The sequence below is a fragment of the Microbacterium sp. BR1 genome (assembly GCF_002812725.1).
Lineage (GTDB): Bacteria > Actinomycetota > Actinomycetes > Actinomycetales > Microbacteriaceae > Microbacterium.
The window spans coordinates 109,503-124,625 of the sequence record NZ_NMUN01000004.1; the positions used below are offsets into that span (position 1 = coordinate 109,503).

The 15,123-nt window shown below is 69.9% G+C and carries 16 protein-coding genes; 12 read left to right on the plus strand and 4 right to left on the minus strand.

From position 1 onward, the window contains the following. Positions 1–4: 4 nt before the first annotated feature. Positions 5–1,015, minus strand: a complete 1,011-nt coding sequence (locus CGU35_RS04785) for an alcohol dehydrogenase catalytic domain-containing protein (RefSeq protein ID WP_100810487.1) — start codon at positions 1,013–1,015, stop codon at positions 5–7. A 247-nt stretch (positions 1,016–1,262) separates the two neighbouring features. Here CGU35_RS04785 and CGU35_RS04790 point away from each other — a divergent pair, with 247 nt between their 5' ends. The 8 genes from CGU35_RS04790 (at position 1,263) to CGU35_RS04825 (ending at position 6,875) form a co-directional block, all read left to right on the plus strand. Beyond that, a complete protein-coding gene (locus tag CGU35_RS04790; protein ID WP_100811277.1) occupies positions 1,263–2,408 on the plus strand; it encodes a CpaF family protein in 1,146 nt (381 codons plus the stop codon). Further along, positions 2,405–3,274: a type II secretion system F family protein gene (locus tag CGU35_RS04795; RefSeq protein WP_100810488.1), complete on the plus strand. Its 870-nt coding sequence runs from the start codon at positions 2,405–2,407 to the stop codon at positions 3,272–3,274. Before CGU35_RS04790 ends, CGU35_RS04795 begins: the two co-directional genes overlap by 4 nt. Next, a complete protein-coding gene (locus tag CGU35_RS04800; RefSeq protein ID WP_100811278.1) occupies positions 3,271–4,227 on the plus strand; it encodes a type II secretion system F family protein in 957 nt (318 codons plus the stop codon). The genes CGU35_RS04795 and CGU35_RS04800 overlap by 4 nt, the downstream gene beginning before the upstream one ends. A gap of 21 nt (positions 4,228–4,248) precedes the next feature. Next, a complete protein-coding gene (locus CGU35_RS04805; protein ID WP_100810489.1) occupies positions 4,249–4,461 on the plus strand; it encodes a hypothetical protein in 213 nt (70 codons plus the stop codon). A 7-nt stretch (positions 4,462–4,468) separates the two neighbouring features. Next, positions 4,469–4,879, plus strand: a complete 411-nt coding sequence (locus CGU35_RS04810) for a TadE/TadG family type IV pilus assembly protein (RefSeq protein ID WP_100810490.1) — start codon at positions 4,469–4,471, stop codon at positions 4,877–4,879. A gap of 136 nt (positions 4,880–5,015) precedes the next feature. Continuing rightward, complete coding sequence (locus CGU35_RS04815; RefSeq protein WP_332870754.1) at positions 5,016–5,381, plus strand: TadE family protein; 366 nt, start codon at positions 5,016–5,018, stop codon at positions 5,379–5,381. A gap of 104 nt (positions 5,382–5,485) precedes the next feature. Next, the gene (locus CGU35_RS04820) at positions 5,486–5,866 is read left to right on the plus strand and encodes a hypothetical protein (RefSeq protein ID WP_100811280.1); all 381 of its coding nucleotides are present in this window, start codon (positions 5,486–5,488) and stop codon (positions 5,864–5,866) included. Between the two features lie 55 nt (positions 5,867–5,921). Further along, a complete protein-coding gene (locus CGU35_RS04825; protein ID WP_232711152.1) occupies positions 5,922–6,875 on the plus strand; it encodes an ROK family protein in 954 nt (317 codons plus the stop codon). An 81-nt stretch (positions 6,876–6,956) separates the two neighbouring features. On the opposite strand, the gene CGU35_RS04830 is transcribed toward CGU35_RS04825, so the two are convergent. Continuing rightward, positions 6,957–8,318, minus strand: coding sequence for an MFS transporter (locus CGU35_RS04830; protein WP_374935772.1), 1,362 nt, complete (start codon positions 8,316–8,318; stop codon positions 6,957–6,959). A 20-nt stretch (positions 8,319–8,338) separates the two neighbouring features. On the opposite strand from CGU35_RS04830, the gene prfB reads away from it, so the two are divergent. From prfB to smpB, 4 genes are all read left to right on the plus strand, one after another. Further along, entirely contained in the window at positions 8,339–9,448 is a 1,110-nt protein-coding gene (gene prfB, locus CGU35_RS04835) for a peptide chain release factor 2 (protein ID WP_100810491.1), read from the plus strand. Between the two features lie 71 nt (positions 9,449–9,519). Further along, the gene (gene ftsE, locus CGU35_RS04840) at positions 9,520–10,743 is read left to right on the plus strand and encodes a cell division ATP-binding protein FtsE (protein ID WP_100810492.1); all 1,224 of its coding nucleotides are present in this window, start codon (positions 9,520–9,522) and stop codon (positions 10,741–10,743) included. After that, positions 10,740–11,654: a permease-like cell division protein FtsX gene (ftsX, locus tag CGU35_RS04845; protein WP_100810493.1), complete on the plus strand. Its 915-nt coding sequence runs from the start codon at positions 10,740–10,742 to the stop codon at positions 11,652–11,654. Before ftsE ends, ftsX begins: the two co-directional genes overlap by 4 nt. A gap of 116 nt (positions 11,655–11,770) precedes the next feature. Then, positions 11,771–12,247, plus strand: coding sequence for an SsrA-binding protein SmpB (gene smpB / locus CGU35_RS04850; RefSeq protein ID WP_100810494.1), 477 nt, complete (start codon positions 11,771–11,773; stop codon positions 12,245–12,247). 9 nt (positions 12,248–12,256) lie between these two features. On the opposite strand, the gene CGU35_RS04855 is transcribed toward smpB, so the two are convergent. Next, the gene (locus tag CGU35_RS04855; RefSeq protein WP_100810495.1) at positions 12,257–13,717 is read right to left on the minus strand and encodes an MFS transporter; all 1,461 of its coding nucleotides are present in this window, start codon (positions 13,715–13,717) and stop codon (positions 12,257–12,259) included. Positions 13,718–13,742: 25 nt separating this feature from the next. After that, the gene (locus tag CGU35_RS04860; protein WP_100810496.1) at positions 13,743–15,092 is read right to left on the minus strand and encodes a M20/M25/M40 family metallo-hydrolase; all 1,350 of its coding nucleotides are present in this window, start codon (positions 15,090–15,092) and stop codon (positions 13,743–13,745) included. Positions 15,093–15,123 lie beyond the last annotated feature (31 nt).

The following is a 15,123-nucleotide window of genomic DNA, read 5'->3' on the forward strand; positions in this document are numbered from 1 at the left end:
CGGTTCAGGCCCGAAGGACGGCACGCGAGCGGAGCGAGCCGGCCGCGAGCCGATCGAGCACGCTCTCGGCGTCGGCCAGCGGGAATGCATCGATGACCGTACGGACTTCACCGGCCGCCGCGAGGGCGAGCACCTCGTTCATCTGCGCACGGGATCCGAGCATCGACTCGATGATCGTCTTGCCCTCGGCGAAGGTGATCGTGCCGAACGAGGCGATGACCCCGAGCACGACGGTCCCGCCGCGTTTGACGGAGGCCAGCGCCTGCTGCGCGACGGTGTCGGATGGCGCGAAGATGACCGCCGCGTCCATCGTCCCGGCCAGCTGACTCGCCGGATCCACCTGTGACGCATCGACGACGTGCTCTGCGCCGAGCTCACGCGCGACCTCGAGGTGGTCGAGGCCGCGCGCGACCGCGGTGACCTCGGCGCCGGCGAGTCGCGCGAACTGCACCGCCATATGGCCGACGCCGCCCAGACCGAACACGGCGAGCTTGCTTCCGGGTTTCAGGTCCAGCCGCGAGATCGCGCCGTAGGCCGTGATCCCCGGGCAGAAGAGCGGTGCGGCCGCCACGAGGTCCAACTCCGGCGGGACGCGGTACGTGTGCGCTGCCGTCGAGATCATGTATTCGGCGTAGCCGCCGTCGACCATCTCGCCGGTGATGCGCCGACGCAGGCAGTACTGCTCTCGGCCCGACGTGCAGTACTCGCACTCCTCGCAGGTCCACCAGAGCGGCTGCACTCCGACCCGGTCTCCGGGCGCGAACCCCTCGACATCGGGCCCGACTTCGGCGACCGTGCCGGTCACTTCATGCCCCGGCACGATCGGCGAGATCGCGGGCAGCCCGGCGCCGGCCCAGTCGCCGACGATCATGTGCAGATTGGAACGGCATACGCCGCAGGCGGCCACCCGGATCAGCAGCTCGCCGGGGCCGGGAGCCGGCGTGGCGACATCGCGCCATGCCAGGGGACGCGTGGAGAGGGGAGCGGGATGGTCGAGTTGCATGGCTTTGTGCATCGCGGGTGACGTCCTTCCGTTGTCTCACTGTGGATGTCACTGTGGACGCTAGGTCGCAGGGGTGCCGAGAGCAAACGACCTTTGCCGACCTGCTATATAGGTCATCCCAATACCCCCAGGCGTCGCGCTCGACGTGCCGTCGGCCGCCTGTGGATAATTCCGGATGCCTCCGCGGGCATCTTGCGAGGATGCCCTGGTGCCGTCCGCCCTCGATTCCGCCCATCGCGGCCCCGCTCTTCCTGCCGCGATGGCATCCATCGATGCGTCTCCAGAGCAGGTCGTGGCGGCGCGGGTGCGGGATCGATTGCGGGCGGAGCGGATCGATCCGGCCCTCGATCCTGCGGCCGCACATCGGTTCGCGCTCGCCGAGGTACGCAGGCACAACGATGTCGCCCTGGCCCGGGGCCTACCGCTCGTCGAGGACGAGGCGGCGTGCGTGCGCGGCGCGCTGGCTCAGGTCACGGGGTTCGGGCCGCTGCAGCCATACCTCGACGATCCGGGGGTCGAAGAGGTCTGGATCAACGCGCCCGACCGGATCTTCGTGGCCCGGGCCGGTGTCTCGGAGCGGATTGCGGTCCGCCTGACCGACGAGCAGGTGCGCGACCTGGTCGAACGGATGCTGCACCCGACCGGTCGGCGCGTCGACCTGAGTCAGCCGTTCGTCGACGCATCGCTGCCGGATGGCTCGCGGGTCCACGTCGTGATCCCCGACATCACCCGCCGGCATTGGTCCGTGAACATCCGCAAGTTCACGCCGGCCTACCGCGACCTCGACGCGCTCGTCGGGCTCGGGTCGCTCCGTCACGCCGATGCCGATCTGCTGCGCGGGGCGGTCGGTGCCGGTCGAAGCATCCTGGTCTCGGGTCCTACCCACGCGGGCAAGACCACGCTGCTCGCGGCCCTGATCGCCGCGTGCCCCGCGGATCACCGTGTCGTCACGGTGGAGGAGACGTTCGAGCTCGGCGTCGATGCGCCCGACATCGTCGCGCTGCAGGGTCGGCAGCCGAGCCTCGAGGGCACGGGCGAGGTGTCGCTTCGGCGCCTCGTGAAAGAGGCGCTGCGCATGCGGCCCGACCGTCTGGTCGTCGGCGAGGTGCGTGACGCCGAGGCGCTCGACCTCGTGCTGGCCCTCAACACCGGTGTGCCCGGCATGGCATCGATTCACGCGAACACCGCGAAGGATGCGCTGGCCAAACTCGCCGCTCTGCCCCTCCTGGCAGGCCGGAACATCGATTCATCCTTCGTCCTGCCCGCGATCGCCGCGGGCGTCGACCTCGTCGTGCACTGCTCCCGCGATGCCGACGGACGCCGTCGGGTGAGTGAGATCGCCGCGACGACCGGGCGCATCGTCGGGGGAGCGATCGAGGTCGAGCGGGTCGGGGGCGATACGTGACCTTCCTCTGGGGTGGGGTGCTCGCCGCGGGCCTGCTGTTCGCCATCGCGCCGTGGTTGTGGCCCAAGCGCCCCGAGCCACCGGAGGGCGCGGGAGCGCGTGCCGGGTCGAGCGCCCTGTCTCGCTTGCTCGAGGAGACGGGCATGTCGCACGTGCGACCACGCGTCGTCGTCGCCGTGTCGCTGCTGTTGGCGGCCATCGGTGCGGCGCTCGCCTGGCTGCTGCTCGGGGTGCCGATCCTCGCCGTCTGTGCGGCGCTGTTCGGTGGGGTGGCGCCGGTGCTGTGGCTGCGGGGTCGGCGCACCCAACTCATCCGCTCGCGTCGGGGGCTGTGGTCGGACGTCTGCGACCACCTCATCTCGGCTGTCCGGGCGGGCATGTCGTTGCCCGATGCCGTCGCGAATCTCGCGGTCTCGGCGCCGCCGCTCTTGCGTCCCGCGTTCGCGACGTTTGCGCGCGACATGGCGGCGTCCGGGCACTTCGACTCGAGCGCGCTGCGCCTCAAGGCCCTGCTCGCCGACCCGATCGCCGACCGCATCGTCGAGACGCTCCGGATGGCGCGGCACGTCGGCGGGACCGAGCTGCCCGGGGTGCTGCGGGCACTGTCGACGGCGGTCCGCGCCGATGCGGCCTTGCGAGCCGAGGTCGAGGCGCGGCAGTCGTGGATTCGCGGCGCCGCCCTGCTCGGGGTCGTCGCGCCCTGGGTCATCCTCGCGCTGCTGTCGTTGCGGCCCGAGGGGGCGCGCGCGTACGCGAGTCCGGAGGGAATCGCGCTCGTGGTCGCCGGCGGGCTGGTCTCGCTGCTGGCCTACCGGTTGATGCTCGGCCTGGGACGACTTCCCGAGCCGCGGCGGTGGCTCGCATGAACGCGGGAGTGTTCGGCGCCGCTCCGCTCAGTTCCCTGGCGCTCGCGGTCGTGCTCGGCACGGCGTTCGGGCTGGGCGCCTGGTTTCTGATCGCACTGTTGCCACGGTGGCGGGCGCTTCCGCTCGAGCGCCGCATCGCGCCGTATGTGCGCGACGTGACGGATCCCCGGGGCATGACCCCGTGGCTGACGACGGATGCCTGGGCGTCACCGACCATCGGACGTGCTTTCGCGGCAGCGGGCATCCGGTTCGCGGCACTCTTCGGCGGTTCGGCGACCATCGCGCGGAGGCTGGCGCAGGCCGGTCGTGCGGGTGGCGTCGAGGGATTCCGGGCGCGGCAGTTGGCGTGGGGCATCGGTGGCCTGCTCGTCGGCTCGGTCGTGCTGATCGGGGTGTCGCTCGCCGGGGGGTTCACCCCGGTCGTCGTGGCCGTGCCCGCTATCGCGGCGCTGGCGGGGGTCGTGCTGTGCGATGTTCTGTTGCAGCGCGCCGCCGCGGCCCGGCGGGCGCGGCTCCAGGAGGAGCTCCCGCCGGTGCTCGAGTTCTTGGGGTTGTGTCTCGCCGCGGGCGAGAGCCTGCTCGATGCGCTTCGTCGTGTCGGATCGATCGGCAGCGGGGAGTTGTCGCGCGAACTGGCCGGGGTCGTTCTCGAGGCCGGCACCGGGTCGTCGCTCGGCGAGTCGCTCGGGGCGCTGTCGCGTCGGCTCGAGCTTCCCGCCTTCTCTCGGGCCGTCGATCAACTCGTCGCGGCGCTCGATCGTGGTGCCCCGCTCGTACACGTCCTGCAGGCTCAGGCGCACGATGCGCGCGAGGCTGCGCGACACGAGCTGATCGAGCGGGCCGGGCGCTCCGAGATCCTGATGCTCGTACCGCTCGTCTTCCTCATCCTTCCCCTGTCCGTGATCTACGCCGTCTATCCGGGCGTCTTCATGCTGCGCCTCGGGCTCGGCTGACCGCTCAACGAAAGGACCGACATGTATGCAACAGCCGCCTCGACGATCACCCGCGGAGTGCTCGCCGCCCGCCGCCGCCTTGCGGACACCGTGCACGACGAGCGTGGTGACGTACCCGGCTGGGTATTGATCACGCTGATGACAGCAGGATTGGTCGTGCTGATCTGGGCACTCGCAGGACCGGCCCTCGGCCAGCTGTTCCAGCAGGCGATCGCGCGCGTCTCGGGTCTTTGACCCGCTGATGGCTCTGCGGAATCGCCGGCTCGGCGGCCTCGTTCTCGACTCGCGTGGTTCCGCGCCCGTCGAGTTCGTGCTCGTGGGGGTGGTCCTGACGGTTCTGACCCTCGCGATCATCCAGTTCGGCGTGGCCGTCTACGTGCGAAACGTGGTGCACGACGCCGCGGTCGAGGGCGCACACCGGGCGGCGCTCGCCGACACGAGCCTCTCGGAGGGTGTCGCGCGCACGCGAGAGATCATCACGAGGACGGTCGGCGGGGCATTCGCCGAGGATGTCTCGGCGCGAGACAGCGACCGCCTCGGGTACCCGGCGGTCGAGGTGACGGTGCGGACGACGCTGCCGCTGGTCGGCCTGATCGGTGTGCCGTGGGCGCTGGAGGTGAGCGCGTATGCACCCGCGGAGACTCTGGACTAGGGGGACAGTCCGGCGTGCAGGACGGTCGCGGCGGGGTTCGCTCGGGAGTGATGAGCGGTGCGCGCTTCGAGACGACGAGCGTGGCTCGGCGCCCCTCGAGTTCATCGTCGTCGGGCTGCTTCTGCTCGTGCCGTTGGTGTACCTGATCGCGTCCCTCGGCGTGATCCAGTCGCACGCATTGGGCGTCGAATCGGGGGCTCGACACCTGGCGCGGGCCATCGCGATGGCACCGGATACAGCGAGCGCCGATGCCCGCGCGGCCGCGATCCTTCGGACGACCGCCGACGAGTACGGCATCGACGCGAGCGGAATGGACGTCGGTTTCGCGTGCTTCCCGGCGGGCGGTGAGTGTCCGCGCGCCGGGGCGACGATGGTCGTCTCGGTGGCCGCGCGGGTGCCGTTGCCCCTCGTGCCGCCGGTCCTGGGTCTCGACCGAATCGCGAGCGTGCCCGTGTCGGCGACGGCTGTACACAAGGTCTCACGGTTCTGGCGGGCCGAATGAACGTCGCGATACGACGTATGCGTGACACGCTCACGGGCATCGCACGACGTGTCGGGCGCCACGGCTCCGACTCACACGTCGACCCGGATGACGAGGGCTCCGTCATGCTCCTGACCCTGGGATACGCGGTGCTCGCGATTGCTCTGATCCTGGTCGGGGCGAACGCCGCGAGCCTGTACCTCGCGCAGAAGCGTGTCGATTCGGTGGCGGATGCCGCGGCCTTGGCCGGTGCCGACGGGTTTGCGCTGGTACTGCAGGACGGTCAGCCGCGCGCGATCCTGACCGACGAGGGCGTGCGATCGCAGGCGAGTGCCCTGGTCGGTATCGCGGGGTCGGGGGTCTCGCTGGTGTCGGCGACGACGCCGGACGGCGTCTCGGCGCGGGTGACGGTGGCGGCGACGTGGCATCCGATTCTGTTCTCGGTGTTCGTTCCCGCGGGAGTCGCGCTCGACGCGACCGCGACCAGCCGGACAGCGGTCGATTGACGGGTCGCCAAGAGCCTGTCTTTGCATCGGGGCGCGGCCGGTCCAAGCTGGGCAGGTGAAAGCACGCCTGCCCGAACCATCCGGGTCCTCCGGTCGTGACCTCGCCCTGGCGATCGACATCGGGGGCACCAAGGTCGAGGCCGCGCTCATCGACCGCGGCGGGCGGCGGGTGCCGGGGTCATCCTTCCGCGAGCCCACCGGCACCACGATCACGCGGTCGGGGCTCGAAAAGGCGGTGCTGAGCGCCGCGACGCGTGCCTTCGAGGCCCGGCCCGCGGACGGCGATGTGATCGGGATCGGCGTCGGCTCGGCGGGACCGATCGACCTGGTCACAGGCACGATCGCGCCTCTCAACATGCCGGGCGCGGACGGGGCCGAGGTCCGCTCCGTCATCGGCGCGAGATTCGCACCCCTGCCAGTGCGGATGGCGCTGGATGGCAGCTGTATCGCGCTCGCCGAGTATCGCTTCGGCGCGGCACGCGGGGCGCTGAGCGCGCTCGCGCTCATCGTGTCGACGGGTGTCGGTGGCGGGTTCATCGTCAACGGCCAGCCGACTCTCGGCCGCAGCGGCAACGCCGGGCATATCGGTCAGCTGCGGTTACGCGAGCGCCTCGACGCGGACCCGTTCGCAGGCACGGTCGAATCGCTCGGCTCGGGACCGCGCACCGTCGCCTGGGCGCGCGAACAGGGGTGGGATGGCGCCACGGGTGAGGAACTCGCGGTCTCTTACGCCAGCGGCGACCCGATCGCCCACGCCGCGGTGCAACGCTCGGCACGCGCCGTCGGGGAGGCGATCTCGGGCGCGTCGACACTGCTCGACCTCGATATCGCCGTGGTCGCCGGGGGATTCTCGAACGTCGCCCGTGACTACGTCGACCTGGTGCAGCGATTCGCCGACGAGTCCAGCGTCCTGCCGTACGCCCGGCGCGTCCGCGTCGTGCCGAGCGGGCTGAGTGGCGACGGCCCGATCGTCGGGGCCGCCACGCTGGCGCTGTTCGCCGACGACTGAGCTCGCTCATGTGCTGCCCCGTAGCACCCCCCCCAGAGCGCGGGGCCTGGGGGTGTGGGGCCTGGGGGTGCGGGGCCTGCGTCAGCGCACGCGGGGGACGAACCGCGGCACGTACCGTGCGAAGGCGGCCGCGCCCACGACACCGATCACGCCGATCAGGGCCACCGCGCCTCCGATCGACCAGACGGCGGTCACACCCGAGACGAGCAGCGGGGTCACCGCGCCGCCCGCGTCGGTCAGCGTGCGCCACGAACCGAGGAACGGTGCGGGGTTCGACTTGGGCGCGACGTCCGCTCCGAGTGTGAGCAGGATGCCGCTCGAGAGGCCGTTGCCGACGCTCAGCACCATGGCGAACGCGGCGAACCACATCGACGCGTCGTCGAGGTCGTGCGTCACGGACAGGGCGAGGAACCCGCCGCCCATCAGCACCATCGACGGCAGCACGGCCCAGAGGCGCCCGAACCGGTCCATGATCTGCCCGCTGACGTAGAACAGGGCGAAGTCGATGGCGCCCGAGATGCCGACGACGAGTGCGATGGTCGAGGCATCCAGCCCGATCGAGAGGCCCCACAGCGGCAGCACGAGCTGACGCGCCGACCGCACGGACGACAGGGATGCCGCGGCCAGACCGAGCCGCACCAGCACGCCCCGGTTGTGCCACATCGTGCGGAGCACGCCGATGCGCTCGGATGTCGGGATCGCACCCGTGACGGCCTCGCCCGTGTCTTCCGGTTCGATATCGGTCCGCTCGACGCCGCCGGGCTCCGTCGCGTGGGCACCCGAGTCATCCATCTCGTCCCCGCGCGCCTCTTCGGCCGCGAGTCGCGCCTCGGGATCCGGGCCCAGCAGCACGAGCAGGGCGGTGCCGATCAGGCAGATGCCGAAGAACCAGAGCGTCGCGTCCTCGGTGCCGAAGATCGCGAGCAGCGCGGCGGCGATGAACGGGCCGACGAACATGCCGAGGCGGAACGTGCCGCCGAGCAGTGACAGGGCGCGGGCCCGGTAGGCGAGAGGCACGCGCGTGGTCATGAACGAGTGCCGCGCCAGCCCGAAGACCGCGGCGCACAGCCCGATCAGCAGGACGGATGCCATGAGCACCCCGATGTTCGGGGCGACGAGCGCGCCCGCCACACCGAGCATGGCGATCCCGAGCGCGATCGCCATCGACAGGCGCTCGCCGATGCGGGCGACGGCCCATCCGGCGGGCAGGTTGCCGACCAGTTGACCGACGACCAGAGCGGATGCCACGAGCCCGGCGACCGCGATGTCGGCGCCGAGTCGCGCCGCCAGCACGGGCAGCAGTGGCAGCACGGCGCCCTCGCCGACGGCGAAGAGCACGGTCGGTCCGTAGATCATCGGGGCGAAGCGCCCGAGCACCGCCGCGGTCTCTCGACGAGAACCGTCGCCCGGGGGAGGCGAGGGAGGGCGATAGGTCACGTGCATCCACGTTAGTCTGGACTGTCATGCTCGACTTCGATCTCTCCGCCGAAATTCAGGCCCTCCGTGCCACCTTCGCCGATATTCAGGCGGTGGTGGACGTCGACGCACTCCGGAAAGAGATCGAGCGGCTGAGCGATGCCGCCGGCGCGCCGGATCTCTGGGACGACCCGGATGCCGCACAGAAGGTGACGAGCGCGCTCAGCCACCGTCAGTCCGAGCTCGCGCGCATCGATTCCGTCGAGAGCCGCCTGGACGACCTCGAGGTGCTCGTGGGGCTCGCGCTCGAGATGGACGACGAGGAGTCCGCCGAAGAGGCTCGCAAGGAGCTCGCCGAGCTGACCGAGACGATCGGCCAGCTCGAGGTGCAGACGCTCCTCGACGGCGAGTACGACCCGCGGGGCGCGGTCGTCACGATCCGCTCCGGCGCCGGCGGGGACGACGCGACGGACTTCGCCGAGATGCTCATGCGCATGTACCTGCGCTGGGCCGAGCGTCACAAGTACCCCGTCAAGGTCATGGACACGTCCTACGCCGAGGGTGCGGGCATCAAGTCCGCGACCTTCGAGATCGACGCCCCCTACGCCTACGGCACCCTGTCAGTCGAGGCGGGCACGCACCGTCTCGCCCGCATCAGCCCGTTCGGTTCGGCCGACAAGCGCCAGACGTCGTTCGCCGCGGTCGAGGTCATCCCCGTCATGGAGGAGGCCGTCGAGGTCGATGTTCCTGAGGGCGACATCCGCGTAGACGTGTTCCGCTCGTCGGGCCCGGGCGGTCAGTCGGTCAACACGACCGACTCAGCCGTGCGCATCACCCACCTTCCGACCGGGCTCGTCGTGTCGATGCAGAACGAGAAGTCGCAGATCCAGAACCGTGCCGCTGCCATGCGCGTGCTGCAGACGCGCCTCATGCTGCTGCAGCGCGAAGAAGAAGCGGCGAAGAAGAAGGAGCTCGCGGGTGTCATCACCGCGAGCTGGGGCGACCAGATGCGGTCGTACTTCCTCTACGGACAGCAGCTCGTCAAGGACCTCCGCACCGGGTACGAGGTCGGGAACCCCGCGGCGGTCTTCGATGGCGACCTCGACGGGCTGATCGCGGCGGGCATCCGCTGGCGCAAGCGTCCCGTCGACGACTGAACCCGATCCATCCGCCGCGCCCGGGTGTCGCTCGGGGGCCACGGCGCGGACGCGCTTAGGCTCGGATCGCCATGATCAGGTTCGAAAGCGTCACCAAGACCTACCGCGGTTCATCGAAACCCGGACTCGCCGGAGTCGATTTCGAGGTGAAACGCGGCGAGTTCGTCTTTCTCGTCGGCGCATCCGGGTCCGGGAAGTCCACGTGCCTCAGGCTCGTGCTGCGTGAGGATGTCCCGTCCGCCGGCCGCGTCGTCGTGCTCGGCCGCGACGTCTCCACGCTCTCGAACGGCAAAGTGCCCTACTTCCGCCGCCACGTCGGCGCTGTGTTTCAGGACTTCCGGCTGCTGACCTCGAAGACCGTGTTCCAGAACGTGGCCTTCACGCTGCAGGTGACGGGTTCGTCGCGCGGATTCATCCAGCAGGCCGTGCCCGAGGCGCTCCAGCTCGTCGGACTGGCGGGAAAAGAGAAGCGTCTGCCCCACGAGCTCTCGGGTGGGGAACAGCAGCGCGTCGCGATCGCCCGAGCGATCGTCAACCGCCCGCAGGTGTTGCTCGCGGACGAGCCGACGGGAAACCTCGACCCCGCGACATCCATCGGCATCATGCAGTTGCTCGCCCGCATCAATGCGGGTGGCACGACGGTGCTGATGGCGACGCACGAGGCCGGCTTCGTCGACCAGATGCAGCGCCGCGTGATCGAGTTGTCGGCGGGCGAGATCGTGCGCGACGAGACGCACGGCGGCTACGGCGACAGGTCGCAGCTGCCGCGTCTGGCACCCGAGGTCACACGCGGTGCGGAATCGATCGCCGCCCTCACCGCCGTGCTCGAACTGCAGCAGCGCGTGGCCGCGGGTGATGCGGGTCCCGCGACCGGGCCGCTCGAGGTCGCCGCGACCGCCGTCGATCTGGTCGCCGAGGCGGTCGGAGCGGATGCCCTGGGTCGGTCGGCAGCGCATGCCGAATCGGCACCTCCCACCGAGGTCGCGTCGTCTGCCGCGGTTCACGAGTCCGCTGCTCCGGCAGGTGCGCCGGATGGTGGGGCCACAGGGTCGAGGGATGCCGCGTCCGTTCCGACCGGCTCGATGGCCGAGTACGACCTGGAGCCCTCGGCAGAGCCGCTCACTCCCGCTGATCCACCCGTGGCCGAACACGAGGCCGACGATGCCGAGCCGCCCCGCGCCTCGCTCACCGGGCCGATCGTCATCGACCTGCCCGACCTGCCCGAGGTCGGCATCGCCGATCGCCTGGGCCTCGGCGAACGCGATGAAGACGACACCGTGGGTTCGACCTCGTGAGGGTTCAGCTGATCCTGGCCGAGGCGTTCTCGGGCCTGCGGCGCAATGCCTCGATGGTCATCTCGGTCGTGCTCGTCACGTTCGTGTCTCTGACGTTCGTCGGCGCCGCGATCCTGATGCAGATGCAGATCGGAACGATGAAGGACTACTGGGCCGAGCGTGCCCAGGTCGCCGTCTATATGTGCACCTCGATCTCGACCGGCGCGACGTGCGCCGACGGCGAGGCGACGCAGGAACAGGTCGACGCCGTCAGCGAAGCGCTGGTATCGCCCGCGCTGCAGCCCCTGATTCGCGAGACGCGTTTCGAGAACAGGGATGAGGCATACGCGGCGACGATCGAGCAGCTGGGCCCGGAATACGCCGACGTCATCACACCCGACCAGGTCAACCAGACCTTCTACGTGAACCTCGTCGACCAGTCCCAGTCGGATGTCATCGTCGAGGCATTCAGCGGGATGCAGGGCGTCGAGCAGGTGCAAGATCAGCTGCAATACCTCGAGCCGCTGTTCCAGGCGCTGACCGTGGCGACCTATATCGCCGTCGGCATCGCGGGGCTCATGCTGGTTGCGGCGGTGCTGTTGATCGCGACGACGATTCGCCTGTCGGCATACGCTCGACGGCGAGAGCTCGGCATCATGCGACTGGTGGGAGCATCCAACCGTTTCATTCAGACCCCCTTCATCCTGGAGGGCGTGCTCGCGGCGCTCGTCGGCTCGGCCCTCGCGAGCGTCGCGATCTGGGCTGGCATCGAGTTCGGGGTCGAAGGCTACCTGCGCGATCGAGTCGCCTTCATCACCACATGGGTGGGTGCGGGCGAACTCTGGATCGTGATTCCGGTGATCATCGCGCTCGGCGTCGTGCTCGCAGCGCTGTCGGCGGGTTTCGCCATCCGGCGCTGGCTGCGCGCGTAGGCGCTCGGGACCCTTGCCCTGATAGACTGACCGGCTGCCGCACGGGCGGCACGGCAACGTCGGTTCGGCGCTGTCGGCACGGCAACGTCGGTTCGGCAACGTCAGCGAGGAACACCATGGTCAAGGAACGCGGGGAGAAGGTCGTCGCGACCAATCGTCGCGCGCGCCATGAGTACTCGATCGAGAAGACGTACGAGGCGGGTCTGGTGCTCACGGGCACAGAGGTCAAGTCGCTGCGGATGGGTCGCGCCAATCTCTCGGACGGCTACGCGTACATCGACGGCAACGAGGCGTGGCTCGACGCCGTGCACATCCCGGAGTATTCGCAGGGGCACTGGACGAACCACGCCACCAAGCGCACACGCAAGCTCCTGCTGCACAAGGAAGAGATCGTCAAGCTCTCCCACGCCGTCTCGGCCGGCGGCTACACGCTCGTTCCGCTGAAGCTCTACTTCTCGGACGGTCGGGCCAAGGTCGAGATCGCGGTCGCGAAGGGCAAGCGCGAGTTCGACAAGCGCCAGACCCTGCGCGAGCGTCAGGACAAGCGCGAGGCCGAGCGCGCGATGCGCACGAAGAATCGCCTCGGCGAGTAGATCTCTCCGCTACCGGACGACGGGTTCGGCTTCGGCCGCGGCAACAGCGCGGTCGGTGAAGGCCTGCTTGGGCACGAACGCGAGCAGAACGGCGGCGGCGAGGGCCGTCGTGCCGCACACCACCCAGACGGTGACGTAGCCCGCGAACGATCCGGCGGTGCCCTCGGCCGCGGCGCCCGTCGCGCCCTGGATGAGCGCGATGCCGAAGACGCACGACGCGATCGCGCCGCCGACCGTCTTGACCGAATTGGTCAGCCCCGTGGCGACGCCGGTCTGGGTGGCGGGGGCGGCGGATGCCGCGGCCGCGGGAAGGGCTGCGACCAGCGCTCCCGACCCGAAGCCGACGATGATCATGTTGGTCAGGACCTGCGCGTAGGTGTCGTGAAAGGGCAGGAACATCAGGAATCCGACGCCTACGAGGGTCGAGGCGCCCATGAGCGTCAGACGCGGCGTGATCTTGCGGGCGATGGGTGAGAACAGCAGGGCGCCGATGATCATCGCGATCAGGTACACGCCGATGATGAGTGAGGTCGTGAAGCCGGCCGTGCCGAGGCCGTACCCGTAGACCTCGGGGTCGGTGCGCGCGAAGGTCGAGAGCGGCGCCTGGGCCCCGAGGACGCTGACACCGAAGAGTCCCGCGGTGAGGAACACCGGGCCGAGGGCGGGGGAGCGGAACATGCGGACGTCGATGAGCGGGTCGTCGTGGCGCAGTTCCCACAGCGCGAAGGGGATGACGAGCAGGATGCCGAGGGCGACGAGGGCCCACGACAGCACGTCGCCGACGCCGTTGAGGCGCAGGAAGCTGAGGCCGCCCGTGAATGCGATCAGGGCGAAGGAGATGAGGACCAGCCCGACGGTGTCCAAGCGCCCGCCGACAGGTTCGGGCGATTCCTTGACCCCGAACAGGATGACGAAGAAGCAGAGGACGACGGCGATGGCCGGGATGAGCAGGACGACGGTCAGGGGGAGCGCATCGACGAGCGCCCCGCCGATGAGCGCACCGCTGATCGCGCCCAACTCGAGCGCCGCGACCAGGAGTCCCGCGGCACGGGCGGTGAGGATCGCGCGGCCCGGCATCGAGCGCGAGCGCGACCAGATCAGGGCGATCTCGAGCGGCAGCCAGACCACGTAGAACCCCTGCAGCGCCCACGCCGCGAGGAAGATGGCGAACGAGTCGGTGAAGGGCAGGACGAGGGATGCAGCGGCCGTCACGGCGGTCGACACCAGAAGCATCCGTTTGTGTCCGACCATGTCGCCGAGCTTCGCGAGCGCCGGCACGACCAGTGCCGAGAGCATGAGCTGCGAACCCTCGAGCCAGTTGACGTCGGCGTCGTGGATGTCGAGGTTGCGCGCGATGTCGGTGAGCATCGGGGTGTAGTACCCCTGCAGGATGCCGCTCGTGAACTCGACGAACGCGAGGAATCCGACGACGCTGGCGAGCGCGCCCAGCGCTCCGGCACGAGGGTTCATCGGTGCTCTCTCTGTTCGGGTGCGATCACTGTATCCGCTGCAGAAGGGTGCGGTGGAACAGCTCGCCGCGCTCGAGTTCGGCGATCTCGACCCGCTCGTCGACGCCGTGGATCGAGGCGCGTTGCGCGGACGACATCGCGAGCGGTGCGAACCGGTAGACGGCGGGGGCGAAGCGGTGGAAGTGGCGCGAGTCGGTGGCCGCCATCATGACGTAGGGCACCGTGCGGGCCGCGGGGTGAGAGGCGGCGACGGCCTCGGTGATGAGCGCGAACTGCGTGTTGTCGGTCGGGGATTCGGGCGATGGTTCGCTGCCCTCGACCACCTCGACCGTGACGAGCGGGTCGCCGATGCGGCGGCGCACACGGCGAACGGTCGCGGCTACGGTGGACCCGAGGGCGATCCGGAGGTTGAGGGTGACGGATGCCTGTGAGGGCAACACGTTCGCGGCGGTGCCGCCGTCCTGCATCGTCGCGGCGATGGTCGTGCGCACGAGCGCGGCCGGTTCGCCGCCGAGCGCGGCGAACACCTGTGCCGTTAGCGGGCGGAACCTCGACAGCACGCGCAGCAGGGTCCGTGCGGGCTGGGGTGTGCCGTCGGCGAAGAGTCCGAGCATCCGTGCGATCGCAGGTGGGGTGTGGGCGGGGAACGTGCGCGGGCCGAGCCGGTCGACGGCGCGTGAGACGCGTCCGACCGCGGTGAGGGTCGGGGGAGCGGATGCGTGGCCGCCGTCGCCTCGGGAGGTCAGGCGCAGGGTCAGGATCCCTTTCTCGCCGACGCCGACCATCGCCGCCTGTCCCGCGACGAAGGGCAGGGGTGCGTCGACGATCGCGCCGCCCTCGTCGAGGACGAGCCAGGGCACGATGCCGCGGTCGCGGAGGGTCTGTGCGATGACCCGGGCGGCCTCACCGAAGACTTCTTCGTCGCCTCCGAGCGAGATGTACACGTCGCGGGCGGGGGTGAAGCCCGCGGCGAGGAGGTTCTCGACGGCCTCCAGCGTGACGAGCAGGGGTCCCTTGTCGTCGAGCGTGCCGCGACCGTAGACCCAGCCATCCGCGATCCGTCCCTCGAAGGGCGGGAAGGTCCAGGCATCGCTCGGGTCGACGGGTACGACGTCGTAGTGCGCCATGAGGACGACGGGATGCTTCGAGCGGCTCGTGCTCGGCCATCGGAATAGCAGGCCGAAGTCGGTGATGCGCTCGAGTTCGAGGTGCTCATGGATGAGGGGGTAGAGCTCGGCGAGGAGGTCGACGAATGCTTCGAAGGCGTCCGGTCCGCGGCTGTCGAGTTCGGCGCTGACGGTCTGCAGCTGGATCATCCGGCTGAGGCGTTCAGGAATGCCGGGCCGGGGCGGGACAGGCTCGGTCGCGACGCTCATGGTGACACCCTAGCCATGGCCGGACGGTTCT

Bases quoted from the DNA above. Each gene is read 5' to 3' on its own strand.
- CGU35_RS04785 (WP_100810487.1), bottom strand. From the start codon at position 1,015: ATGCACAAAGCCATGCAACTCGACCATCCCGCTCCCCTCTCCACGCGT.
- CGU35_RS04790 (WP_100811277.1), top strand. From the start codon at position 1,263: ATGGCATCCATCGATGCGTCTCCAGAGCAGGTCGTGGCGGCGCGGGTG.
- CGU35_RS04800 (WP_100811278.1), top strand. From the start codon at position 3,271: ATGAACGCGGGAGTGTTCGGCGCCGCTCCGCTCAGTTCCCTGGCGCTC.
- CGU35_RS04805 (WP_100810489.1), top strand. From the start codon at position 4,249: ATGTATGCAACAGCCGCCTCGACGATCACCCGCGGAGTGCTCGCCGCC.
- CGU35_RS04810 (WP_100810490.1), top strand. From the start codon at position 4,469: ATGGCTCTGCGGAATCGCCGGCTCGGCGGCCTCGTTCTCGACTCGCGT.
- CGU35_RS04820 (WP_100811280.1), top strand. From the start codon at position 5,486: ATGCTCCTGACCCTGGGATACGCGGTGCTCGCGATTGCTCTGATCCTG.
- CGU35_RS04830 (WP_374935772.1), bottom strand. From the start codon at position 8,318: ATGCACGTGACCTATCGCCCTCCCTCGCCTCCCCCGGGCGACGGTTCT.
- prfB (WP_100810491.1), top strand. From the start codon at position 8,339: ATGCTCGACTTCGATCTCTCCGCCGAAATTCAGGCCCTCCGTGCCACC.
- ftsE (WP_100810492.1), top strand. From the start codon at position 9,520: ATGATCAGGTTCGAAAGCGTCACCAAGACCTACCGCGGTTCATCGAAA.
- smpB (WP_100810494.1), top strand. From the start codon at position 11,771: ATGGTCAAGGAACGCGGGGAGAAGGTCGTCGCGACCAATCGTCGCGCG.
- CGU35_RS04855 (WP_100810495.1), bottom strand. From the start codon at position 13,717: ATGAACCCTCGTGCCGGAGCGCTGGGCGCGCTCGCCAGCGTCGTCGGA.
- CGU35_RS04860 (WP_100810496.1), bottom strand. From the start codon at position 15,092: ATGAGCGTCGCGACCGAGCCTGTCCCGCCCCGGCCCGGCATTCCTGAA.